The organism is Arenibacter echinorum, from assembly GCF_003259375.1.
Lineage (GTDB): Bacteria > Bacteroidota > Bacteroidia > Flavobacteriales > Flavobacteriaceae > Arenibacter > Arenibacter echinorum.
Window position 1 is genome coordinate 145,948 of sequence record NZ_QLLN01000002.1, and the last position, 25,278, is coordinate 171,225.

General features: G+C 40.5%; 16 protein-coding genes. 10 read left to right on the forward strand and 6 right to left on the reverse strand.

The genetic code is table 11. The features are described from left to right. Position 1 precedes the first annotated feature (1 nt). The 3 genes from LV92_RS22055 to LV92_RS04580 all read left to right on the forward strand — a co-directional run bounded on the left by LV92_RS22055 (position 2) and on the right by LV92_RS04580 (position 5,243). A complete protein-coding gene (locus LV92_RS22055) occupies positions 2-136 on the forward strand; it encodes a hypothetical protein (RefSeq protein ID WP_262511292.1) in 135 nt (44 codons plus the stop codon). A 393-nt stretch (positions 137-529) separates the two neighbouring features. Beyond that, entirely contained in the window at positions 530-3,676 is a 3,147-nt protein-coding gene (locus LV92_RS04575) for a SusC/RagA family TonB-linked outer membrane protein (RefSeq protein WP_111622479.1), read from the forward strand. Positions 3,677-3,701: 25 nt separating this feature from the next. Continuing rightward, positions 3,702-5,243, forward strand: a complete 1,542-nt coding sequence (locus LV92_RS04580; RefSeq protein WP_111622480.1) for a RagB/SusD family nutrient uptake outer membrane protein — start codon at positions 3,702-3,704, stop codon at positions 5,241-5,243. Positions 5,244-5,581: 338 nt separating this feature from the next. On the opposite strand, the gene LV92_RS04585 is transcribed toward LV92_RS04580, so the two are convergent. From LV92_RS04585 to LV92_RS04605, 5 genes are all read right to left on the reverse strand, one after another. Continuing rightward, entirely contained in the window at positions 5,582-7,489 is a 1,908-nt protein-coding gene (locus tag LV92_RS04585) for an AraC family transcriptional regulator (RefSeq protein WP_111622481.1), read from the reverse strand. Between the two features lie 349 nt (positions 7,490-7,838). Continuing rightward, on the reverse strand, positions 7,839-9,077 hold the full coding sequence (locus tag LV92_RS04590) for a multiheme c-type cytochrome (protein WP_111622482.1): 1,239 nt from the start codon (positions 9,075-9,077) through the stop codon (positions 7,839-7,841). Positions 9,078-9,157: 80 nt separating this feature from the next. After that, positions 9,158-12,466 carry a VCBS repeat-containing protein gene (locus LV92_RS04595; protein WP_245946260.1) on the reverse strand — a complete coding sequence of 1,103 codons (3,309 nt, stop codon included), beginning with the start codon at positions 12,464-12,466 and terminating at the stop codon, positions 9,158-9,160. Between the two features lie 96 nt (positions 12,467-12,562). After that, a complete protein-coding gene (locus LV92_RS04600) occupies positions 12,563-14,431 on the reverse strand; it encodes a RagB/SusD family nutrient uptake outer membrane protein (RefSeq protein WP_111622484.1) in 1,869 nt (622 codons plus the stop codon). A gap of 12 nt (positions 14,432-14,443) precedes the next feature. Further along, entirely contained in the window at positions 14,444-17,695 is a 3,252-nt protein-coding gene (locus tag LV92_RS04605) for a SusC/RagA family TonB-linked outer membrane protein (protein WP_245946262.1), read from the reverse strand. Between the two features lie 483 nt (positions 17,696-18,178). Here LV92_RS04605 and LV92_RS04610 point away from each other — a divergent pair, with 483 nt between their 5' ends. From LV92_RS04610 to LV92_RS04640, 7 genes are all read left to right on the forward strand, one after another. After that, positions 18,179-18,550 (forward strand): VOC family protein, encoded by a 372-nt coding sequence (locus tag LV92_RS04610; protein WP_111622485.1) that lies wholly within the window; start codon positions 18,179-18,181, stop codon positions 18,548-18,550. 69 nt (positions 18,551-18,619) lie between these two features. Continuing rightward, on the forward strand, positions 18,620-19,084 hold the full coding sequence (locus LV92_RS04615) for a DoxX family protein (RefSeq protein ID WP_111622486.1): 465 nt from the start codon (positions 18,620-18,622) through the stop codon (positions 19,082-19,084). A gap of 53 nt (positions 19,085-19,137) precedes the next feature. Next, entirely contained in the window at positions 19,138-20,259 is a 1,122-nt protein-coding gene (locus LV92_RS04620; RefSeq protein ID WP_111622487.1) for a serine hydrolase domain-containing protein, read from the forward strand. 135 nt (positions 20,260-20,394) lie between these two features. Continuing rightward, complete coding sequence (locus LV92_RS04625; protein WP_111622488.1) at positions 20,395-21,843, forward strand: sulfatase family protein; 1,449 nt, start codon at positions 20,395-20,397, stop codon at positions 21,841-21,843. A gap of 160 nt (positions 21,844-22,003) precedes the next feature. After that, a complete protein-coding gene (locus LV92_RS04630; protein WP_111622489.1) occupies positions 22,004-22,300 on the forward strand; it encodes a putative quinol monooxygenase in 297 nt (98 codons plus the stop codon). A gap of 79 nt (positions 22,301-22,379) precedes the next feature. Then, positions 22,380-23,486, forward strand: coding sequence for a Gfo/Idh/MocA family protein (locus LV92_RS04635; protein ID WP_111622490.1), 1,107 nt, complete (start codon positions 22,380-22,382; stop codon positions 23,484-23,486). Between the two features lie 149 nt (positions 23,487-23,635). Next, entirely contained in the window at positions 23,636-24,646 is a 1,011-nt protein-coding gene (locus LV92_RS04640; RefSeq protein WP_111622491.1) for an amidohydrolase family protein, read from the forward strand. 61 nt (positions 24,647-24,707) lie between these two features. Here the strand turns inward: LV92_RS04640 and LV92_RS04645 are convergent, their stop codons facing one another. Beyond that, positions 24,708-25,253, reverse strand: a complete 546-nt coding sequence (locus tag LV92_RS04645) for a hypothetical protein (RefSeq protein WP_146613511.1) — start codon at positions 25,251-25,253, stop codon at positions 24,708-24,710. Between the last annotated feature and the right edge of the window lie 25 nt (positions 25,254-25,278).

Here is a 25,278-nt window from a genome sequence, read left to right on the forward strand (position 1 = left end):
TATGGCCTCTAAAAAAGAAAGAGGGGAATTATCTTATACCATTCCCTTTGATATCTCCGGTCTGCCAAATGGGGTATATGCGGTTCTGCTGGAAACCCCTTATGGCAATTCGTTACGGAAAGTAATCCTGAAATAGAATATTCAAAAGACGAAAGATAAGGATCGACTTTTCTTATCAAGGTTTACATGTTTTAAATATAGTTGAATATCCCTATATGGTTGTTTCAATTGGGAAAATCATATTGTCGGATATATTATAACCCTGTTTAATAGAAGTTAAATCTAGAAATTTAAGCCAATGCAACCAATTGTTGTATTGGCTTAAAAAGGCCGAAGAAATAAGGCTCTAATTAGGAATATCCTAAAAAATGTAGGAAAGAACTCTAAAATTCATGAATTTTAGAGTTCTTTTTTTTCTAATCCGTAACATTCCATTTTCATTAAGATATATTTAACGATTGTATGTTTTATGCTTTTAACTCGGCTTGACGTACAATTAAAAACAATTAACTAACTAAAAAAATTATTTATGAAGATTACACTAGGTAAATGCCTATTGCTAGCAGGAGCATTTTTATGTTTCGGACTGGCGGGGGCACAAACGGTGACAGGGAGTGTTTCGGATGGATCCGGACCCTTGCCTGGGGCGAACGTATTGGTTAAAGGTACTACCAATGGAACCCAAACAGATTTTGACGGTAACTACTCCTTGGACAATGTGGGTAGTAATGCCACTTTGGTATTCAGTTATATAGGTTTCAAAACTATGGAAATACCTGTAGGTGGAAAATCTACTATTAATGCTGTTTTGGAGGAAGATGCCAGTGAACTGGAGGAGGTAGTATTGATTGGTTACGGTAGTCAGAGGAAATCGGATCTTACCGGTTCGGTTGGACAAGTGGATTCTGATCAACTTGCAGAACGTCCTGCTACATCCCTTAACCAGGCTTTATCCGGTAAGATTGCCGGGGTGCAGGTAAATACCAACTCGGGTCGTCCAGGTGGTAAATCCAACATTAGGGTTAGGGGTTTTAGTTCGATAAACTCTTCCAACAACCCGCTATACGTTATAGATGGGGTGCAGTTACCTCAAGGTAATCAAGCCAACTTTAGTTCAGCCATTGATTATTTAAACCCTAACGATGTAGTATCTATTGAAGTGTTAAAAGATGCTTCTTCAACTGCCATCTACGGGGCTCGTGGTGCCAACGGTGTTATTTTGGTGACCACCAAAAGAGGTCGTGCCGGACAGGGCAGGGTTACTTACGATGTTGACTATAGCGTAAACCAATATGGCCCCAATAGGGCCAAGGCCTTAAATTCTGAGCAATATGCCATGATTGAGCAGCTTTCTTGGGAAAATACGCAAAAATTTGACCCGGACGGATGGGCAGCTGGGAAATACGCCCAGTATGAACCAAGGCTAAAAAGGGCCAATCCCAATGTGGCTTATTTGTTTGATAGTGATGGTAATGCAATCTATGATACCGATTGGTCCAAAGAAGTGGTGCAGCATAAATTATCACAAAACCATCAATTGGGTTTCTCAGGGGGTAATGAAAGAACAACATATGCCATCTCACTTGGAATTAGGGATGATCAAGGTCTTTTTAAAAATACCTACTTAAAACGTTATTCAGGGCGCTTTTCAATTGATGATCAAATTAAAACATGGTTGAAGATCGGAGGTTCTTTGAGCTATAATAATCAGACAGAGAATTTGGCCGATACCAATGATCAGGTACCACGTAGAATGGTCGAAGATTATCCTTTTTACCCAGCTCCATATCATACAGGTGGACCCTTGGAAGGCTTATATGCCAATAACAGGGATTATCCCTATGCAGAGGGTACCCGAAATTCGGTAAACTGGCTTGATAATAATGAGTATATCTTAAATACCCAAACAACGGCCGGAAGTTTTTACACCAACCTTAACCTTACCAAGGAATTGGAAATGAGGACAGTTATAGGCGCCAACATCCTTACTCAGGAGAACAATGAATTCCGGAACAGTGTGTTGGATAACAATGCTGTAGCCAGAGCACAAGCAAGCAATGAAAAACAAACGTTCTGGTCTATTGAAAACTACTTGACCTATAATAAGGAAATCAATGAAAACAATTCATTAACAGCCTTACTGGGGCTATCTTGGCAACAGTCCAATCAATTCTTTGTTAACGCAGATTCCAGAAATTTCCCTACCGATTTTTTTAAATTCAACAACTTGGGAGCAGGATCAGATAATATAGCGGTACAATCTTTTGCCGATAGGGAAGCGCTAAACTCCTATTTTGGAAGGTTAAATTATAACCTATATGGCAAGTATCTATTTACAGTTACGGGTAGGGCCGATGGTTCGTCGAAATTTGGAGACAACAATAAGTTTTCCTTTTTTCCCTCAGCGGCAGTTGCCTGGAGGATTTCGGACGAGGATTTTCTAGTAGACAACACTCTAATTTCCAATTTAAAACTTAGAACAAGTTATGGGGTTACGGGTAACTCCGAAATACCACCATACTCTTCCTTATCTCTTTTGAGCTCCAACTACGCTGCCATATGGAGCGACAGTCGTGTGGGAGGAACTGGTTTAAATAGATTGGCGAATCCTGATTTGAAATGGGAAAAGACCGCACAGTATGATGTGGGTGTGGAATTAGGCCTATTTGAGAATAGAATTAGCCTTGAGGCTGATTATTACTACAGGAAAACTACAGATATGCTCTTGGATGCACCTGTACCACAATCCAGCGGGTATGCAACTATAAGAAGAAATGTAGGTTCCATGGAGAACAAAGGTCTTGAACTTGGGTTATCTACCAAGAACATAGTAACCGCTGATCTAACCTGGAACAGTTCCTTCAATATTTCCATGAACAGGAACAAAGTACTTTCTCTGGCCACACCATCTGATATCTTTGGTGTAGGTGGACCTGGAATAACCAATGAAACCAGTATTATTAGGGTAGGTGAACCCGTAGGAGCTTTCTGGGGCCTTACCCGTTTGGGAACTTGGGGTACGGATGAGGCCGCTGAAGCGGCTAGTTTCGTAAGCTATCGAAACGGTCTTACTATTCTTCCGGGTGATATCAAATACAAGGATTTTAACGGCGACAAAATTATAAATGATGAGGATAGATCTATCATCGGTAATGGATACCCAACAGCTTGGGGAACGTTTACCAATTATGTTAATTATAAAAACATAGATTTTACCTTGGAACTTCAATATTCTTGGGGTAACGATGTCATGGATATGAACCTACACTCCAGTGAGGATAGACAAGCGCTTGCCAATAGTTATACAACGGTATTGGACGCATGGACCCCTGATAACCAGGATACCATGATTGCCCAGGTTAGGGATACACGTGCTGGTTATGTTACCAACGTGGATTCACATTGGGTAAAGGATGGTTCTTTTGTAAGAGGTAGAAACATTATGTTAGGATATACTTTTGATCAAAACTTGGTTGAACGTATGCATCTAAATAAATTGAGACTGTACGCTTCTGCTCAAAATTTCTTTTTGATAGTGGATGATGAACTACTTGGAGATCCCGAGGTAACACCTATTCGTGGTGGGGAGGGCAACAACGTCTTCTCTCAAGGAATGAAGTGGCATGAATATCCAAAATCGACAACATTCGTAATTGGTCTGCAAGTCGGTCTGTAATTAATAAAATTTAAAATAAGATATTATGAAATTTGATATAACAAAACACATTGGAAAGTTTTACCTCTGTACGCTATTGTTGCTTACAACAGTGGGTTGTTCCGATTTTTTGGATGAATCCGATCCATCAAATCTAACACCGGACAGTTTTTACACTACGGCCAAGCATGCCGAATCAGCCATTGCTGCTGTTTATGCGGATGCCAGGTTTGTAGGTGACGGTGCGGGCATCTTTTCATCCAACTGGCAATTGCTTGAAGCAGTTACCGGTACTTCCACTACCCAGACAGCCCAAAATTCGGATTTGAACAATTTGTATTCCTTATCCTATGATGCCAATACACTGCATATCAGGAATTGGTGGCGAGGAGTTTACAAACTTATAGCCAACACCAATCTGGTACTTGAAAATGTCCCTGGCATAGAAATGGATGAGGCACAGAAAAACAAAGTATTAGGGGAAGCTAGGTTTTTTAGGGCCTGGGGTTACTTTTACGCCGTTAGACTTTGGGGAGATGTTCCCTTGATTACGCTGCCACAAAGTGCAACGTCAGAAGATTTTAATCCAACCCGTAGCCCGCAGAGTGCGGTCTATGATCAAATTGTAGCCGATCTGTTGGCCGCTGAAGGTGCAGGCCTGTCTTGGACAGATGATAGTGGTAGAGTTTCACAGTCCGCTGTTAAATCTTTGTTAGCCAAGGTGTATCTTACTATGGCCGGAAGTCCGCTAAATGAAACAGCCCGCTATGCCGACGCCGCGAGTAAAGCCAAAGAGGTTATAGACAATGCTGGGCCAATAGATCTTTTTGACACTTACGGTGAAGTACACGATGAAACTTTGGGCAATATGGTCGAACACATTTTTAGCCTGCAATACAATGATGAAGTGGCAGGAAACCCAATGGGCAATATGTTCCCTAATTTCCAACCGGTAACCTATAGAGGACCATCCGGAACAGGAAGTACAGTACCGGAAATTGAGTTTTATAACTCTTATGAGGCAGGTGATCTTAGGGCAGTAGATCGTGAAGGTTGGTTTTACAGCAGTTACTATACCAATGGTAGTGGTGAACTTTTTGATTTGGGTGCCCCTTATATTTTTAAGCACTTTAATGTTATTGCCAACGGTACTTTTGGTGTTCCGGGAACAGCCAAAGACAACCTCAATATGCCAATTATTCGTTTTGCAGAGGTATTGTTGATTTACGCCGAAGCATCGAACGAGGCAACAGGACCTAATCAGGATGCAGTTGATGCCTTGACAAGGATAAGGGATCGTGCACAACTGACCACTCCGGCGCTTGGCGCTTTTACCCAGGCATCTTTAAGGGAGGCTGTATGGAAAGAGAGATGGCATGAGCTTAGCTACGAACAAATCACATGGTTTGATATGGTACGCCTTAGAAAAGTACTGAACAGTGAAACTGGGACCTTTGATGATTTCGTAGGACATGTAAACCTTAGTTCGGATCAGGCGCTGCAAGAAAAGCATTTGTTGTTTCCCCTTCCGGAACAGGAAATGATCAACAATCCAAATTTAACACCACAGAACCCTGGTTATAATTAATAAACCATATGGTTATATGGAATAATAATATTGTTTGAGTTAATTAGTTTTTGTTATTTTAAAAGGCAGTATCCGATTGGGGATACTGCCTTTTTGTTTTGATTGGGCTTTGGATAAATATGCTGTGGTCGTGCTAATAGACAAAGACCCTATATTGGCTTAAATAATGTCAAAAGATCAATGAGTTCCGGTCTCCTTGCACCTTATATATCAAGTTCCTTTTAGCTAAATGGATCCATTATAAAAGAGAGCAATATCCAGCCTAGGAGCAAAGTATCGACAAGGCAACCAATAGTTGAAAGTTCAACAAGTAAAACTAAAATGCAAAAGATGGCGTGCTACCCAATCTTTTTTAGTTTATAGGATGGGTGAGCCGGAGATTTGCTTTTAATTTCAAATGCGTTATTAAGTTCATTAATGAAGTTGGAAGGAAGTATACCCAATCGCTTTTTGAAGGCGGCATTAAAAGTGTTCAAGTTGTTGTATCCAAGGGAAAAGGCAATGTAACTTAATTTGCTGTTTCTGAATTCTATATCCTTCAATAATTTGGGGAGTAAATAGTTTATTCTTAATTCGTTGATATAATTATTGAAATTGGATTTTTTTTCCTGATTTATGACCTGTGATAGGTATTTGGGATTGGTTTTTAGTTGTTCCGAAAGTTGATGTAAATTACAATTTGGGTCCAAGAAAAAGTTTTCCTTTTCCAGTTTCACCAATTTGGTCAAAATAATATTCTTAATATCATTGTCTATTCTAGGCTGGGTTTTAGGGATATCCGCACTTTTTCTTTCAACCGACCATTGGGTTTCCATATTTTGGAACCCACTGATTTTTTCGCTCATTCTTAGCTGTATTTCCGCGAGATCGATCGTTCTTAGTAGCAGTAGTCTATTTTTCTTCCTTACTTTCAGGTACGAATAAATGGAAATCGTACTAATAATAAATAGTAAAATGAGTACGATGATAATGCCCCTGAATTGAGCTTTCTGGGCTTTGTTTTCCAATTCCAGGATTTTTTTATTCTGCAGAACCTCCTTTATTTTCCTTTTGGTCTCCAGAATAATGATCTTTTGCTCCTTTTCATTGGTAAACAATGAATCGTTTATGGCTTTGTACAGGGATTTATAGTCATCGGACTTGGAGGGTTGATTAGTTTTTTCATACAGTTGGCCCAAAACATAACTATTTCGTTTTACAACATCAAAGGCATCAATGTTTTCCGCAGCTTCAATGCTTTTTTCATAATTGGATATCGCTTGGATAGTGTCGTTGGTCTGCAAATATAATTCCGCTTGTACAGTAAGTGCCCGGGGTATCCTAAAAAGGTAATTATTTTCAAAATTAATTTCCAAGGCCTTTGAAATGTGGGTCAATGCCTTTTCATTTTCCCCAATGGACATATAAATATTGGCCATATTACTGTGTACGGATGCCAGTATGTAGCTGCCGGCAGGGGGAAGTTTTTTTTCTATTTCCAAAAAGAAGGCATAAATTTTAAGGGCGCCTTTGGGGTCGTTTAATTTTGCCGTCATTCGGGCAATTTCATCTATTTTTGGATAGATATATTGTGTTTTCTTGAGCTTAAGGATGTAGTGCAGTCCTTTTAAACAATAATTGAGGGATTTTGAATAGTTCTCAATTCTTAAGTAATAATGGGATATAGCGGAATTGGCTTTCATTAAAAGATAGTCGTTCTTGCTTTTTTCTGCGCTATCCAAAAGTCTTAGGCCAGTTTCCAATGCCCTGTCATATTCTCCTCGTTCCGAATAAATGTATGATCTTAAAGTTGAAATATCAGCGTAGATCTCTGGGTAAGTAGTAGCGCCAACTAATTTTTGAATTTCAAGGACCATTTTCATGGACTCCCCAAAATCACCTAGGACAAACAAAAAATAGGCCCTGTTGTACTTTGCCTTGAGTACTCCTTCATTATATGCCAATTTCTCTGAAAGGGCCATGGCCTGATTGTTATAATTGTTGGCCATTTCGGCAGATTCATAGATATAGGCGGTGTAAAGACTTAATAGGGTCAATACTTTTTCCTTGCCTTTGGCATGTTCATTTTTGTGGAGCAAAAACTCAATATCTAAAAAATCCTCTTTGAAGTTATCCTTATTTTTTACTAGACTATGTAGGGCATTTAAATAGGAGTCTACGGAATCTACTGGAATTTCTTTTGCGCTTAAAGGATTAAACACTAATAATAGTATAATCAGCAATGTGGTTTTGGTTAAGTTATCCATGGTTTATTTTTTTTATACTAATTGCATTTGGGGGATTTTGATTGTTAAAGACCCTGCTTGAATTCTATCTTTTATAATGAGACCGCCATTTAGGTGGAACATAAAAAGCCAAAAATAGAATTGGGCCCTTTATCAAAAGAGCAATATAGTATTGATAAATATATAAATAGATATTTAAATATAATGTAAATATAAAGATAGGTCTGTATTAATTATGCAAAGGTTTGCATAAATTCCTATTTGGATAAAATTAGATTCTTGGTTTCGAAGTCAATGATATCTTGTATATAATTGGTTGAACGAGCACTTTTTTGACATATTGAGGCACCTATTATAGTTAACCCAGTCTCTAATCCCGCCACAATTCCTGATCATAGATTCCGATCAAATGGGTCCTGATATTAAAGGAGGTTTCCAAACTATCCTTGGTTAATTGCACCATCATGGCCTGACTTGGGGTAGTGGGCATATGGCAGGTAATACAATTGTTGGCCATTATATGCTTGTCCGTGCCCATATTGGAACAAACCGTTTTCCCCTCTGCATGGCAGCTTATGCATTTACTATTAAAATAAACGGCATTCCCCCTTTGCTTCCTATGGGGGTCATGGCAGGTGCTGCAATCCATGGTTGCAGTTTGTTTAAAACATTCACTTCTGGTAAGAAGACCGTATTGATTGCCATGAACGTCCAACTTCTGATCAGGGTTACCATTGTCCATATTCTTGGAATAATGGTTCAGATCTTCCCCTGTAAAATAAGAAAAAGAATTTCCTTTCAAAACAATGCTTCTTGGCCCTGAATGACATTGGGCACATAGATCCAACCGCTGTTGCCTAGTAAGATCACCTATTTTTAAGGTAAATTTTGCTGCAGTCAGCTCGGGGTTTTCCCTATGGTACACCACATGCTTGGCAGACGGACCATGGCAACGCTCACAATCTATCCCATAAATCATCTGGGACTTGTCAAAACGATTGCCCTGGGGAGCCGGTTCCAAATTTTTAGCATAGGTGATATGGCATTTAAGACAGGCATCCCGTATGGGCCTAGGCTCATCGTAATAGTTAGGATATCCCGGACTGTTCACCCAACTGTCCGTAGGGGTGTAATAGGAAACCTGTAATTGATATAATTCGTCCTTTTCCCAACTTAGATAAGACTGACCCCTGACCCCCGATCCAATAACAATATCGAATTTTGTACGTGGAATTTCAGTACTCCTATTTTTGATGCTGGTATGCTGATAAAAATATTCCCCATCCTTCAACATTTGAAACTCCACCGCCTTCAGGTCCAATACATTTGCACCCTCCGTGAAACTCCCCTTAATATTGGATGAATCCGCTATGGCCCCGCTATTAAAATGTGCCGTTTTTAAATGAGCACTGTAAATATCCCTATGGCATTCCATGCAGGTTTTGGAACCAACAAAATGTTCCCCGTTCCCATGGGTTGCCAAGATCTGGGGATTGAAGTATTCTGATTCCTTTGTTCCATTTTTACAATGGAACACCAATGAAGTCAGCCCCAACAGCATAATAACCATTATGGAATTCTTAAAGAACTTTCTATTGATTATAGCCATATAAAACCCCTGCCATTTACTTTTCTATATTGAAATAGACCCAACATTAAAGTGTTGGGTCTATTTGTAATGCTTTTTGACTAATTCACCTTGATCATTTGCAGGAAATCATCATTTTTGGCCACCAGCAAATGTTTTTGTCCGTTTACGGAAAGGAGTTCCATTCCCCTTACATCGCCTACTATTTTTAGTCCGGATTCCATCATAGTCTTGGTAATAAAATTTCCGGTACCGTCCCCTTGTAGAAAGAGTCCAAAACTGGAGTCGTTCCTTGGGGTTTCCACCTCGGAATTATACAAATTCCCCGCCAGGACCACGTCCAGGTTTCCATCCTTGTTGAAGTCGTCTACCACAAATTTGTTTATACTTGAAATCTGCGCCAATTGTGGCAATGGCCTTGCGGTAAACACCCCATTATTGTTCTCCAGATAAATACTGGCAAAGGAGGTAATCTCATAGCTCAGGGACTCCTCCAATAATTTGTCCGTATAAATTTGATTCAAGGTAGCGCTTGCAAAAGAGTTATAATCCTGGAACTTCACCTTTATTGCCGGCATTTGCTGTGAAGAACATTGTCTTCCCCGTACCGGAAATTCTGTTTCCCCTTTCTTATAGCTCAGTACTATGTCCGAAGTTTCATTGCTGTCAAAATCATTTAAATACACTTTAAAGGGCGATTTGGAACTGGCCTGATACTTATAATTTTTACCCAAATTGCCTACTACCAAGTCTTGATCTCCATCATTATCAAAATCCCCTTTTTCTACCGAGAACCACCAGCCCGAGGTATTGCCTTGTAGCAGTTGATCGGATACATCCTGAAAAACACCTTTTACATTCCTATAGAATTTGATGGGCATCCATTCCCCAACGATTACCAAGTCTTCCCATCCATCATTATCAAAATCTATCCAACTTGAAGAGGTTACCAGACCCAAAGCTTTCAACCCTGGAAGAACTTTTTCGGTAGCATCCACAAATTTTACGCCCTCAGGAGTACTTACATTTTCCAAAATATAGGAGTCTGCAGGGTAGGGATATTTCTTGGGAACCAATCTTCCACCAACAAACAAGTCCAAATCCCCGTCCTTGTCAAAATCGGCAACGGAAACATTAAGACCACTAATCTTGGTATCCGGAATGGCCTCCTTGTTGCGTTGAAATTTATTGTTCCCAATATTCTCATAAAAGCGATCTTCATACCCCAAAGAATTGGGCTTAAATTCGTTACCTCCACTGGCAATATAAAAATCATTGTCCCCATCATTATCTGCATCAAAAATTACAATCCCAAGATCCTCGTAATATTGGTCCTTTGCGAGATCGGGAATTTCCAATTCTTCAAATTGGCCCAAACTGGTTTGTAAAAATACTGCAGCCTGCTGCCCTACAGCGGTCCCAACAATATAATCGTCCAAACCATCCCCATTTAAATCCCCAGTGGCAAGGGCAGGTCCCAAGGTAGAATTTTTATGTGGCAACAATACTTCTACGCCAAAATCGTTGAAGACGTTCTCATTGTGTTTAAATAAATCTGGACTATTTATAGTTTCGAATTGCTTTTTAAGCTTGGACATCGACTTTTTGGTACTTACCAACTTGTTCTCGTCATAATTTACAGTAAGCCTCTGATTGGCCTTTATTTGATCGAGCTTCGTAGTCGATCCGTTGGGCCATGCTACCAAGACACTGTCTACTTGTTTAACTTGTCCAAGTCCAAAATGTAGCAAAGGAGAAACGGATGATAAATAGCCCCTAACCGTATTGTATTCCTGAACCTGAAGTCCGTCTGAAGTATAAATGGAAACCTTACTTCCATTGGGCAGCACCTTCCCTTGACCCTTTAGATCCAAGGTCAATTGGTTGCTTCCGGTAGCATTGTTCCGATAAATACTGGCAGTATCCTCCAAATTATTGATAATTAGGTCCAAATCCCCGTCATTATCCAGGTCGGAATAGGCCACTCCGTTGGAAAATGTTTTTTCTTCAAAACCCCACTCATCGGTCTTTTTGGTAAAGGTTAGGTCCCTGTTGTTTTGGAACATATAATTGCTCAATTTCTCCGAAGGTAATTCCTCCAGATACTTTAAAAGCTCAACCTCCTCTTCCTTATTTTTATAATCGGGATCTTTTTCCATTTTATCGAAAAACTCCCTGTACTTACCATAAAAATCCTTGTTGTTTACATCCCTACGTATACCGTTGGTTATAAACAGATCTTTCCATCCGTCATTGTCAAAATCGGCCATAAGTCCGCCCCAACTCCAATCCGTTGAGGATACCCCAGCCAATCTGGCCACATTACTGAACAGGGGCAGCTCACCTTCTTCATTGCCATTATTCATTTGAAGGGAATTCTGCATGTATTGGTGGTGCAGGCCAACATTAACGGATTTATAAAAGGCAGCAGGGTCCATGGAAGACATATTGGCCTTGGATCTAAAGTTGTCCTCAGCGGACATATCCAATTGAAAAATGTCCATGAATCCATCGTTATTAAAATCAGCGATGTCAGCGCCCATTCCAAAGAAGGAGATTTGTTGTAAACTGGTATTGATCTGATTGGTAAAAGTACCGTCCTGGTTATTGATAAACAAAAAATCGGGGGCATTGAAATCATTGGAAACAAAGATATCCGTATAGCCGTCATTGTTAACATCCGATGCTACAACCCCCAAACTAAGCCCAAAGGAACTTAATCCCGCTTCCACGGTTACATCCGTAAATTTGCCATTGTCATTACGATAAAGTCTGTCTGAATCCTTTATCTCATGATGGTCCAACATATATTGATAGTACTCCACAGGGGCAGTAAAGCTGGTAGGGGGATAATTGATAACGTATAGATCCAGATCGCCGTCCTTGTCATAGTCAAAAAAGGTAGACTGCATACTAATCCCATCGCAGTCTATTCCGTATTCGGCTCCCTTCTCGGTAAAGGTGTTATCCTGATTATTAATGTATAACACATTGTTATTGGGGCCATTTTTTCCGCCCACAGAGCAATAGATATCCAAATACCCATCCTGATTGATATCTACGAATGTGGTTCCGGAATACCAACGATCGTCGCCGGTTATTCCTGCACTTTCGGAAATATCCTCAAATTCAAGATCTCCCTTGTTCAAATACAGCCTATTGGCCACCATATTTCCTGTAAAAAAGATATCTTCAAGCCCATCATTATTCACATCTCCTACTGAAACTCCTCCCCCGAGATACATATAGGGATAGGTAAAATAATTATACTTATGGGTTTCTGTAAGTTTATTTTTAAAGTCCACCCCCGTCTTGGCGGCGTCCAATTTGGAAAACAATTGTGTTGACTTTGTTTCACAGGCTAATACCAACAGTGCCAAAAAAATAAAAAATATATATTTCTTCATCATAAATCTGAATTGACATAATAATCCTAAAATAAGAATAACCCCGCACATAAGTGCTAAGGGTTATTCAATATAATTGTTAATTAATATTTATTGTTACTAATAACCCGGATTCTGGATTATTGAAGGATCCTTATCGATCTCTTCCTGTTTAATAGGCATAAAATAAACATGATCCTGCCAAATTCTATTTTCAAAAACAATGTTTGTGGGCCTATAGACATAATTAAAGAGGGAAGTATCCTTTCTATAATCCGTTACAGTAGTACCCGGCTTTTGTGTTGCCTGAATCAATATTTGCTGTACCTGTTTATTCAAGGATTGCGGACCTTCCAACCATCGTTTCATGTCAAATAGCCTTGCATCCTCATTTACCAATTCTTTATCGCGTTCCCTTTTGTAGAGTTCCAATAATGCTGCACCGGATTCTGTAACCGCTGGCATACCATTTCTAAATCGGAGTTTGTTCAACCAAGTTATTGCTTCCCCTTCTTCTCCAATATTGATATTGGCCTCCACATAGTTTAATAATACCTCGGTATATCTTATATATGGAGCATCTACTTTCTGAAGATCGTTGGGCCAAGAAGCCGGTTGATTTGGATCCACAAATTTCCTGAAATAATAACCAGTTCTGGAACCATTCCAATCTTCAACAGGACCTTGACGCGTATCCACACCATTAATAATGGTACCATCGGACAAGGTATAATAACCGGTCTGTAGTTCATTGAATTTATCAAATTTAACTACATCATCCGTTCTAGGCTTCCATGGACCTCCATCATAAAGGAAGGTGGAATAGAAACGGGCCTCACGATTGTCATAGGGAGCTGCAGCATGTGCAGGGTTGTCCCAGTTGAACTTAGTACCGTCCGCAAGATCATATTTGGAAACCAAAGCTTCGGTAGGGGTAGTTCCTGCCCATTCGTGATAGCCGTTGGGCCCATGGTACAATGCCACCATTCCGGGTCCCTGGGACCATTCGTTACCTCCGGGATAGGTCCTGGAACCAAATCCGAATTCCTCTACCAATCTTCCCCAAATAAAATCCTGGTTCTGATCTCCTTGAAGCCATATATCCTCATAATTTTGAATAGCCTCTTCATGTGAAGCTGGAGCAGTATAATCCAATTTATATCCAGTAGTAGCATCCAGCAAGGCCTTGGAGGCCACCTTGGCAGCTTCCCAACGTTGCATTTGTGAACCACTGGTCCATCCTATCAATTCAGGATGACTATAGGAAGCTATGGTAGAAACCCCAGAATTTTTGGAGGGCTCGTACAAATCACTGGCTACGTGGGTCAACACCCTAGATTTCATTGCCAAGGCTGTAATCTTATCTGCCCTTGCAGGATCTCTTGGTGCATCCTCCAATAAATCTATTGATTGGTCCAGATCCGATAAAATTTGACTAACCGTTTCCGCAAAAGTGGCCCTAGGATTGCTAGCTTCACTATCCAATGTTAAGGGTGTCAATGTAAGTACCACACCACCGAATTGTCTCATTAATTGGGCGTAGTAGTAGCCTCTCATAAAATAAGCTTCTCCCAGCAAACGATTCACTAAACTAGCTTCCATCTCAGCCTCGTTGAGGGTTAGTTTTTCAATGGCAATATTGGCACTTCTAATAAATGGATATAATTCTGGCCAACTAAACCATTGCATGTCCATAAAGTTGCCTGCGGGGTTCATCTTACCTTCCGTATAGCCATCCACTCCCCTACCTGGGTGCGTAAAAACGGCCTGATCCGTGAAGGCATCTGTAGTCTCCTCACGGGTAAGGGTACCTGCCCATGTCCCTTGGTAAAGATCCAAAACGGCCGCCTCGGCAAGTTTTTGATCCGACCAAACATTTGCCTCAGCCACTTCACTAAGTGGGGTGGTTTCCAGGAAATCCTCGTTACATCCCACAAAAAGAAATCCGAAGGCCAATAAGGCTGTAATTTTTAAAATATTCTTCTTCATTTCAGTATTTTTTTAAAACGTTAATTGCAATCCGGTCATTATAGTTCTCAACATGGGGTATGCACCACCATTATTAACAGCTCCCCCAGTGGCATCTCTAGTATTCCCCACACTTACACCGTTTTGAGTCACCTCTGGATCAAATGGAAAGTCGGTAATTGTAATCAAGTTAGTACCCGATACCGAAATACGCAAACTTTTGATTCCAAATTGATTTATTAGATCTTCATCCACACTATAGCCAAATTCCAAGGTTTTTAACCGGAAAAAATCCCTGGTTATGAGATAGGCATCCGTTTGTCCAGAATACCATTGATCCCCACGATCCGCCAATCTAGGGCCATAGGCATCTAGATTATCCAGGGACCAGGCACGATCACGGACATCCCGTTGAACGTTGGCGAGGGTTCCAGACATAAAGCTCCACTCATAGGTATTATAACCGCCAGCTGAACCTGTCCAATACATATTGAAGTCAAAGTTCTTATAATTAATGGCAGTATTCCATCCAAATTGGGTATCCGCAAATGCACTACCACCAACTCGGGTCTTATCCTCTGGTCCAATTTTTCCATCACCACTAATATCCTGAACTCTAGCATCACCAGGTTTTAACAGAGGAGTTACCCCACTGTAATCCAAAGATTCGGCATCAATTTCAGCTTGTGTACGAAAAACCCCATCGAACTTATACAGAAGTGGTCTTCCTATCTCCCCGCCAGTTTCACGTTGCCAAGGCCTGTCGGCCAAATCGGGCTCATCAAAGAATACCAATTTGTTGTCGGAATCACTAAAGTTAAACGTTAGGTTATAACTGAAACCAGAATCATTGGCCCCGTTAAGACCCATAGTTATCTCGTACCCCGTGTTTTCGAATTCCCCTATGTTTATCGCCGGTGCTGCAATACCACTATATTCCGGCAATGTTTTTAATGGGGTGGTCAAAATATCCGTTCTGGAATTTTTGTAAACATCCAGACCAAGTGTTAATTTGTTGTTCCACGTTCTCAAATCGAAACCAGCGTTTCTTGAGGTGGCGGTTTCCCAAGAAATATCGGGATTTGCCACTTTGCTCTCATATGCCGTACTATAAACAGGACCTAAACCTGTAGCCGACAATTCGTATGTTGCAATATACTGAAAAGGTTCCACATTATCATTACCCAGCTGCCCCCAAGAACCTCTCAACTTAAAGAAATTAATGAACGGCAATGCCTTTTGAAAGAAGGATTCTTCGGAAACAACCCAACCTGCAGATACTCCAGGAAAAAATCCAAACCTATTATTTTTAGGAAACAAGTAAGACCCGTCATATCTAAATAAGCCCTCAATTAAATACTTATCCTTGTAGGTGTAGTTAAGACGTCCATAATAGTTTAAACGAGCGGTTTCATAACCATTTCCAAAGCTATTTTGCCCCTCATTACCCCCTAGGTCCAATTGCGCTAGATCACTGGAAAGGAAAAACCTTCTGAAGGCTCCAAAGAAACTTTGTTCGGATTCCTCACGGGTAACCCCACCAAGCAATTTAAAGTAATGATCTCCAAAATCCTTTTCATAGGAAGCATTCAAAGAAGCCGTAAAATCTGTTAAAGTGGTATGCTGTTGATTCAAACTTGGATCACCTGGACCACGCTGGGCCGCTGTTAAACCTGAAGAATTCCTATTTACACCATCCCAGGTATAAAGCGTCCATGGACGATTCCAATTCTTGTAATCATAATTCATTTTATCGTAAGAAATAGTACTCATGAGCTGTAGACCTTCCACCCCAGGAACTTCAAAAGTAATCCCAAAATTACTCTGTACGTAATTGGTACTATTGTCTGTATAACCAGGACCATCCGTAACCCGTATTGCAGGGTTGTTCCCATTTTCGATATCAGGGCCATATTCACCTGTTGGCCAGAAAGCTGGGAACCAAGGATATTGCCTTACCAAATCGTTAAAAACATTCCCCGGTGAATTGGTAGCTGTATAATTCTCTTCCTGTCTTGAATAAAGACCTACATTCATACTTAAATGATCATTGATCTTTGCATCTAGATTCAACCTAAGATCGTACTGTGTATACCCTTTTGGGGCATTTTTAAAGTTCACATCCTGTCTTAGGTGGCCCAAGGAAGCAAGATATCTAACGTGCTCCGTACCTCCGGAAACCTGTAAATTCTGGCGCTGTATAGGTGCTCCCCTTGTGGTTACTTCCTTCATCCAATCGGTATCTGGATACAACCATGGGTCATTTCCTGCGATCGTCTGTTGGATCCGATCATTGGTAAAGGTAGGATTCACTACTTCACCGTTGTCCGATCTAGTATAAGGAGCCCCTCTGCCGGCATGGGCAGCATTCCATTCGCCTACGGGTAATTTATATACATTAAGTACGTTCACCAAATCCATATATTCCGCCCCATTCAACATATCAGGGGTTGTGGTAAAATTTTGTAAACCATAATTGCTGGTAATCTTTACCTCGGGTGCTCCCACTTTACCGCGTTTAGTAGTTACCAAGATAACCCCATTCGCCGCCCTTGCTCCATAAATGGCCGCAGAAGCATCCTTAAGTACCGATATACTTTCAATATCAGCAGGATTGATCCTTGTAATACCTCCTGCCCTATCCGGGATACCGTCAATAACCACCAAGGCGGAAGAGTTATTAAAGGTATTTGTACCACGCACCCTTATACCGGTATTCTCCGCTCCGGGAGCGGCATTGCCCGTATCAATGTAAAGACCGGCAACTTTACCGGCAAGTGCTGTTCCCAAGTTGGGGGACGAAGATTTTTCAAGTGCTTCCCCACCTACCGTAGCTACAGAACCAGTTAAAGTTGCCTTTTTCTGGGTACCATAGCCAACAACTACCACTTCTTCCAACTGACTGGCATCTTCTTCCAAGGTAATACTTACGGTGGATCGACCATTAACTGCTACTTCCTGGGTTTTATAACCAATGTAGCTAAATATCAATACCGCGTTATTGGCAACCCCTGATAAGGTATAGTTACCGTCAAAATCGGTTTGGGTACCATTGGTTGTGCCTTTTACCACAACACTGGCCCCCGGCAATGGCAAATTGCCATCAGACACAACTCCGGAAATGGTTTGTTGCACCTGAACCGAATTAATTGGTTCGCTCGTAGGGATTGATTCTGCTTGCACACTAGATAATGCCATGGCAAACATCAAAACCGAAAGCATTCTTTTGAGCTTCCTTCTCTGATTGATTTCTGTTTGGACAGAAAACCAGGTTTTTTTCTCCATAATTTAAAAATTAAGTTAGTTAGTTAGATAGTTAAAAGCGGTTTTAATAAAATTATCAATATAGGCAATTTCAAATTTGGCACAAGAAGAACCCTCAATTAAACTGTCTTTTCGTCCTTGACAACCAAGGCATTAATCCATAAAACTTTTGGGGATTTCCATTATTCCAAATCGAATAATAAAATTAAAGTCACGCCATTCCAACTTCAATTTTATTTCAACATTTAATAACCGTAAAAAAAACGCTTGCTTAACAAATATATTAATCTTTTGTTAAGATACCATAAATATATGTTAAATATTATTGTATACTGCTAAGAAATTAACTTTATAATTATTGATTTCACTTTGTCGCCAGCCCAATCCCATATAATCAAAGCACCCAGTGATATCTTTGCAGGTTTACAGTAATTCCTTACCTTAGTAAGATCTGGCGTATACCTGACAATTCCCCCAAACACATCCTAAATAAACTGTTGCATAATGAAACTAGGAGCATTTTCAATTAGTCTGGCCGTAAAGGATTTAAGCGTGTCCAAAGAATTTTATGAAAAACTGGGGTTTACCGTATTTGCCGGGGACCTAAAAATGAACTACCTGATCATGAAAAACGGAAATGCCTTGGTGGGTCTGTTCCAAGGCATGTTCCCCAAGAGCATCCTTACCTTTAATCCGGGCTGGGACGAGAATGCCACCGCTCTATCCTCTTTTGATGATGTTAGAAAAATTCAGGCCCACCTAAAAAGTAAAAAACTAAAGTTGGAGCAAGAGGCAAAAGAAGAATCAACAGGACCGGCAAGCATAATGCTGACCGATCCCGATGGAAATCAGATTCTAATAGACCAACATGTTTAATTTAGCCATTGGGCAATCTGATACATAGTCAATGGACCTAAACTTTACCTCCAACACCATCCAATTAAAATGAAACCTCTAATAGTCCTCCTTGCCTCGTTTTTAATAGCCTTATTGGTTTTATATTTTAGGCTGAAGCAAATAAAATGGCAATTGGCCGGACAAATCGCCATGGCCGCTATGTTGCTGTTTACCTCTTTGGGACATTTTATGTTTACCGAAGGCATGACCGCCATGATGCCAGAATTTATGCCCCTAAAAAAGGAAATGGTTTATGTTACGGGGGTCTTGGAAATTCTATTTGCCATTGGATTGCTCATTCCAAGATTGAAGATCCTTACGGCCTGGTTGCTAATGCTATTTTTTATCCTCATACTACCGGCCAATATTAAAGCGGCTGTTGAAAATATCAATTATCAGACCGGGGAACTGAATGGTAACGGAATTGAATATTTGTGGTTCCGAGTACCACTACAAATATTTTTTATCCTCTGGGTCTATTTCACCACTTTAAAAAAATATAATAGTGCCTGACACTTAAGAACATTGGTCTCCGATTAAAATACATATAATCGATAATAATACCCATGAAAAAATATCTTCCCATAGTATTGCTATTGATTATTAGCGGATGCAACAAGGAAAAAGTTGCCGTAAACGGTCAAAAAGATTACACTCCAAACATCACGGAAATCCAATCCCAAAATATTTTTGCGGAAACCAAAGACTTCCCCAATAACACCCAGTTGGCCATCGCCATTATGCACAATGGAACTACTAAATTTTATGGAATAAAACGTAAAAATGATACCATTATCACTTTTGACAACTATGATAGTGTTTTTGAAATTGGCTCTATCTCCAAAGTATTTACGGCTACCCTATTGGCAGATATGGTAGTGAATAATCAACTAGGCCTGGATGATAATATCAACGATTATTTGGCCTGGCCGTTACAAGGCGATGTGAAAATTACCTTTAAACAGTTGTCCAATCATACTTCCGGACTTCCAAGACTGCCGTCCAATCTGATATTGGATTCCGTAGACCTACAGAACCCATATAAAGACTATGACAAGAGTAGCTTGAAAGAGTATTTGACCCAAGATCTTCAACTGAACCAAAATCCAGGAGAGAAATCCGAATATTCCAACTTAGGAGTAGGTTTGCTAGGGTATATTTTAAGTGAAATAGATAGCACTTCCTATGAAAATCTACTCCAGACCAAAATATGTACGAAGTACGATTTGGTCAGTACTACATCCGACAAAAGCCGTATTATGAACAAATTGGTCAAGGGACTAGATGTCGATGGCAAAGAAACCCCAAACTGGGATTTAAATGTTTTGGCGGGGGCTGGTGGAATTTTATCATCGGTAGCCGACCTGTCAAAATTTGCGCGAGCGCAATTCAATGATACTGACCAAATATTGGCTTTGACCAGAAAACCTACCTTTACCCTACAGGCCAATAAAGCGGAAATGGGTTTAGGCTGGGCCATTAAAAATAATACAGCCGAGGAATGGATCACCCATAGTGGAGGTACTGGAGGATATAGATCTTTCATCGTAATTGATATGACAAACAAAACAGGGGTAGTTATTCTCTCCAATCTATCGGCCTTTCACAAAAAAAATATGAACATAGATAACCTTGGCACACGCTTAATGGGAACACTTAAAAAATCCAATTCAATTGCCCAACAATAACGTATAATCTAAATAGGGCACCCTTAGGCAAAAAAGGATTATCCATCCTTATTAGTTTTTATATATTTTTAAGTCTCCTTCTTAAAATAGCTATGGAATACCTACCAATAATATGTTTATGTTAACCTAAAAATTATGAAACATCTTTTTATCCCTTTTCTCTTATTTCTATCCACAAGCAGTACAGCCTATGCACAAAAAGAAAAACTGAACATCATAGTTTTTATAGCGGATGATGTTAGCTGGGACGATTTAGGATGCTACGGGAATGCACAGGTCAATACTCCCAATATTGATAAACTTGCAAAAGACGGATTAAAGTTTGATAATTTCTATTTAACGGCAAGCTCGTGCAGCCCCAGCAGAAATTCCATAATTACGGGGAGATATCCCCATAATACCGGAGCTGCCGAATTACACACCACCCCACCATTGGACATGGTATCCTTTCCCGAATTATTAAGGAACAATAATTATTATTCCGTCCTGGCCGGGAAGTTCCATATGGGCCCTTATGCCAGACGTGGATTTGATACGATGTATGAACATCACAATGAGAATGGGGATGGAGGTGAAGAAAGCTGGGTAAGCTCCCTAAAGGAAAGACCAAAAAACAAGCCCTTTTTTATGTGGTTCGCATCCTATGATGCCCACAGGGAATGGGGACCCAATAAATTTTCGGGAACACACCAACCAAACCAATTGGAACCCCCATTCTACTTGTCCAATGGTGACGAAACCAAAGCCGATTTGGCCAAATACTATGACGAAATTAAAAGATTCGATTTTTATATTGGAGAGGTGGTCAATGAACTAAAAACACAAAAAGAACTGGACAATACACTAATAATTATTATGTCCGATAACGGGCGGCCATTTCCCCACAGTAAGACCAGGGTCAATGACCGTGGTATGAAAACTCCCTTTGTTATGCATTGGCCCAACGGAATAAAAAATAAAGATGTCACTAGCAAAAGCCTGATAAGTGCCGTGGATATCGCCCCCACAATATTAACTTTGGCGGGCATTGATAGCCCCGTCCATTTTCAGGGCCATAGTTTCGACCGACTTCTAACCGAACCAGACCTCCCTTTCCGCAACTATCTGTTTGCCGAGCACAATTGGCACGATTATGAAGCTCACGAGCGTATGGTCAGGAACAAGAATTATATGTATATATTAAATTCGAGACCCATGCAACCACAAAACGGACCATTGGATGCCGTGGGCAGTCCGTCTTTTAAGGATTTGGAAATTTTAAAGGACCAAGGAAAACTTTCTGCCATACAGGCCGATGTGTTTATGGTACCCAGGCCTCATGAAGAACTTTACGATTACAGTCGGGATCCCCTTCAATTGCTCAATGTGGCATCACTACCTGAATATGCGGAAACCCTAAAAAGTATGAGAAAGATATTAAGCGAATGGATGGAGGAAACTAGCGATAATATCCCCGAAAACCTAACCAAGGATTGGTATCTTAAAAAAGCTGGGTTGATAAAAACGGAGTTTCACAATGTTAGGGGAGAAATGCCAGGTCAGAAGTTAAATGCTACAAAAAATAATGCAAAAGGGGCATTTTAGGCTAGATTATTTGCAAAAATATTATTTCTCAACGAAATATGGAAAGTAATGGCTTAATGGTCTTGTCCATAATTCTAACGATAAATGGCAAAGATTATAGAATGGCTTTCCCCATCGCCCGTAAGTTCCATATATTTAATGAATAAAATTTAAATTAAAAATGAGCAACAAGCAATTGACCATCACTGCCAGTATTTTGGCTAAAACCGAAAAACGCGAATTTGTAAAGCAAGCCTTATTAAAACTTATACCTCCTACCCTCAAGGAGGAAGGCTGCCTAAACTATGATCTGCACCAGGACAATGAAAACCCTGATCGTTTTTTCTTCTATGAAAATTGGAGCAGTTATGATCATTGGCAGAAACATAACAACAGTGCACATATTGCAGCACACAGAAAGGCTACCGAAGGGGCCGTAGTAGAGGTAATTATAGGTCAGTTAACTCCGGTTAGTTAATATTTTGCGTTTAAAAATGTAGTATCTTTCAAAGACCATGGTAAACCTATTTACTCTGGTCCCTAGGTAACTTATAAGCATGAAAAAATACACTACACTATCCCTTTGTTTCATTTTATTGACGCTTACAAGCGCTTTGGCCCAGAAAGAACCAATAAAATTAGGGGTGGTTGGCCTTACCCACGGGCATGTTGGCTGGATTTTAAACAGGGAAGCCAATGAGGATATCATTATGGTGGGTATCGTAGAGACCGATCGAAATCTGGCGCAGTGCTTGTCTGAGAAGCACGGCTTTCCCATGGAAATAGTCTTTAATACCATGGAAGAGATGATTGCTGCCGTTAAGCCTGATGCCGTGGCCGGCTTCGGTAACATATACGACCACCTTACCATTGTAGAGACCTGCGCTCCCAAAGGCATCCATGTAATGGTGGAAAAACCCCTGGCCGTTAGCTTGGAACACGCCAAGAAGATGGAGGCCCTGGCCAAAAAACATAAGATCCATCTGCTCACCAATTATGAAACCTCCTGGTACCCCACCAATGTAAAGGCCTACCAACTGCTCCATAAAGGTACAATAGGTGCTCTTAGAAAGGTAATTGTAAGGGACGGACACAAAGGGCCTAAAAAAATTGGCGTAAGCCCCGAATTTTTGAATTTCCTAACCGACCCCAAGCTAAATGGGGGTGGTGCCATCATGGACTTTGGCTGTTATGGCGCCAACCTAATGACCTGGATACAACAAGGCAAAAGACCCAATTCTGTTACCGCAGTGACCCAACAGTTACAGCCCGAAAACAACCCCAAAGTAGACGATGATGCCACCATAATACTAACCTATGACAGTGCCATGGCCATTTTGGAACCGTCGTGGAATTGGCCCATTGGCCGGAAGGACATGGAAATCTATGGGGAAAAAGGAGCTATATATGCCGACAATAATCATGACCTACGCCTCCGGATTTCGGAAGGATATAGTGGCTATGATGAAGAAATTTTTAAACTTGGGGAAAGGGATGCCCCTTTTGACGAACCCTTCGCCCTGTTCGCTTCCGTGATTAGAGGCGAAACTACCTTGGATAGGTACGATCCCTATACTTTGGAAAACAATATGATTACCATGGAAATCTTGGAGGCTGCCGTTCAAAGTTCAAAGTCGCAACGAACGATCCAGCTTAAAAATTAGTTGTCCTTGAAAACGGGATATCGGCAAACAAAATCGAAAAAAAGTTGTATCTTATTGGCTATTAGGTTCGTATATCTTACACTCTCTTCCCGGCCGGCATAAATTACCATTATGCCCCATTATTGTGTTGAATTCTAAAGCAATTGGAAATGAGGATTACGACTCTTTTGCCTTTGGTACTTTTGGCCATTACAGGCTTTGCCCAGAACAAACCCCCTATAATAGATATGCACTTGCATGCCCTCCCTGCTGCTCTTAACGGACCACCACCTACTGCCATCTGTGCGCCTCCGGAAGAAATGCCAGTTCATGACCCTGCAAAATCCTGGGCAGAGGGCTTCAATGAATATCTAAAAAATCCCGACTGCGAAAATGCGGTGTGGGGTCCTATTACTGATAAAGAGGTTATGGATAATACCTTGGACATTTTAGAAAAACACAATATTTATGGAATAACCAGCGGAGCCCTGATCGATGATTATAAGGCCATTGGCGGTGACCGCATAATTCCTGGCTTACATTTCAATTTTTTTATGGCCGATAAAACTCCGGAAAAGGTACTTGAACTCCTGTCATCTGGAAAATACAAGGTTTTTGGGGAAGTGGCCATCCAGTACAATGGTGTTTCCCCCAGTGATCAACGATTTGAACCCTATGCCCAAATAGCCGAAGAATTGGATATTCCAGTAGGAATTCATATTGGTACAGGACCCCCTGGTGCGGCCTATCTGCTGGGAATTGAGAATTACAGGGCTAAATTGCACAGTCCCATGGTTGTGGAAGAACTTTTGATGCGACACCCTAAACTTAGGATATATTTAATGCATGCGGGATATCCTATGATCGACGATCTGCTTGCCGTACTTTGGACACATCCACAGTTATATGTTGATGTGGGTGTTATATGTTACGCCGTTCCTAGGAAAGCCTTTCACGAATATCTAAGACGTATTTTTGATGCAGGATTTGGAAAACGGGTTATGTTTGGGTCGGATCAAATGAATTGGCCCGAAACTATAGAAGTTGGACTAGAAGCCATCAACACTGCCGATTTTCTGGATGCGCAACAAAAAAGGGACATTCTATATAACAATGCCGCAAGGTTTCTGCGACTTAGTGAAGAGGATATTTCAGTACACCATGGAAAAAAAACAAACTGAGGCCATCCTATTTGTCCCAAAATATTCAATGCCGTGCTGTGTACATGTCCTTTCTACAATCCTATCGATTTACCCATTTAAAATTATTGGGTACCGTAGCATCCAATAAATCAACATTTAAAGTCTTGGCCGTAGTTTTCCCCATAGCAAATGTGGCTCCCAGATCCAGCCCTTCATAAATAGTAAAGCTTCTATTCCCTTTGACCCACAAATTTACCTCATAGGTATAAGACTTGTTTTGCTTTAATTGTCTAAAAACAGATACATATTCTATTTTGGGCAATGTTTTCCATCTACCTAAACCTATAGGTCCTACGCGATATTCTTCCTTATATTTCTGATTTTCGAGATCGAAGAAAATACTCTTTATATTTGAAAATATAATTCCCTGTGCCACACAGGCGGTAGCGATATAAAATACACCAAAATTCCAGCTGTTGTCCTTTCCGTTTAAAGGAACAATTTCATACCCAAAAAAGAACATGGCGAGCAAGATAATGGCCAAGGTGTAGAAAACAGAAGCTGTCATAGTCTGCCATAAAGGTCTCACTCCCTCAGAAATTATGATTTTGGTCTTGTCCATTGGCCTTAAAACGACAAAAGCCATACGAAACGTACAGCTTTTGCTTAAT

Excerpts from the sequence above, each read along its gene's own strand:
- LV92_RS04615 (WP_111622486.1), top strand. The coding sequence starts at position 18,620 with ATGAAACCTCTAATAGTCCTCCTTGCCTCGTTTTTAATAGCCTTATTG.
- LV92_RS04595 (WP_245946260.1), bottom strand. The coding sequence starts at position 12,466 with ATGATGAAGAAATATATATTTTTTATTTTTTTGGCACTGTTGGTATTA.
- LV92_RS04590 (WP_111622482.1), bottom strand. The coding sequence starts at position 9,077 with ATGGCTATAATCAATAGAAAGTTCTTTAAGAATTCCATAATGGTTATT.
- LV92_RS04620 (WP_111622487.1), top strand. The coding sequence starts at position 19,138 with ATGAAAAAATATCTTCCCATAGTATTGCTATTGATTATTAGCGGATGC.
- LV92_RS04580 (WP_111622480.1), top strand. The coding sequence starts at position 3,702 with ATGAAATTTGATATAACAAAACACATTGGAAAGTTTTACCTCTGTACG.
- LV92_RS22055 (WP_262511292.1), top strand. The coding sequence starts at position 2 with ATGGCCTCTAAAAAAGAAAGAGGGGAATTATCTTATACCATTCCCTTT.
- LV92_RS04645 (WP_146613511.1), bottom strand. The coding sequence starts at position 25,253 with ATGGCTTTTGTCGTTTTAAGGCCAATGGACAAGACCAAAATCATAATT.
- LV92_RS04630 (WP_111622489.1), top strand. The coding sequence starts at position 22,004 with ATGAGCAACAAGCAATTGACCATCACTGCCAGTATTTTGGCTAAAACC.
- LV92_RS04625 (WP_111622488.1), top strand. The coding sequence starts at position 20,395 with ATGAAACATCTTTTTATCCCTTTTCTCTTATTTCTATCCACAAGCAGT.
- LV92_RS04640 (WP_111622491.1), top strand. The coding sequence starts at position 23,636 with ATGAGGATTACGACTCTTTTGCCTTTGGTACTTTTGGCCATTACAGGC.
- LV92_RS04575 (WP_111622479.1), top strand. The coding sequence starts at position 530 with ATGAAGATTACACTAGGTAAATGCCTATTGCTAGCAGGAGCATTTTTA.
- LV92_RS04610 (WP_111622485.1), top strand. The coding sequence starts at position 18,179 with ATGAAACTAGGAGCATTTTCAATTAGTCTGGCCGTAAAGGATTTAAGC.
- LV92_RS04600 (WP_111622484.1), bottom strand. The coding sequence starts at position 14,431 with ATGAAGAAGAATATTTTAAAAATTACAGCCTTATTGGCCTTCGGATTT.
- LV92_RS04635 (WP_111622490.1), top strand. The coding sequence starts at position 22,380 with ATGAAAAAATACACTACACTATCCCTTTGTTTCATTTTATTGACGCTT.
- LV92_RS04585 (WP_111622481.1), bottom strand. The coding sequence starts at position 7,489 with ATGGATAACTTAACCAAAACCACATTGCTGATTATACTATTATTAGTG.
- LV92_RS04605 (WP_245946262.1), bottom strand. The coding sequence starts at position 17,695 with ATGGAGAAAAAAACCTGGTTTTCTGTCCAAACAGAAATCAATCAGAGA.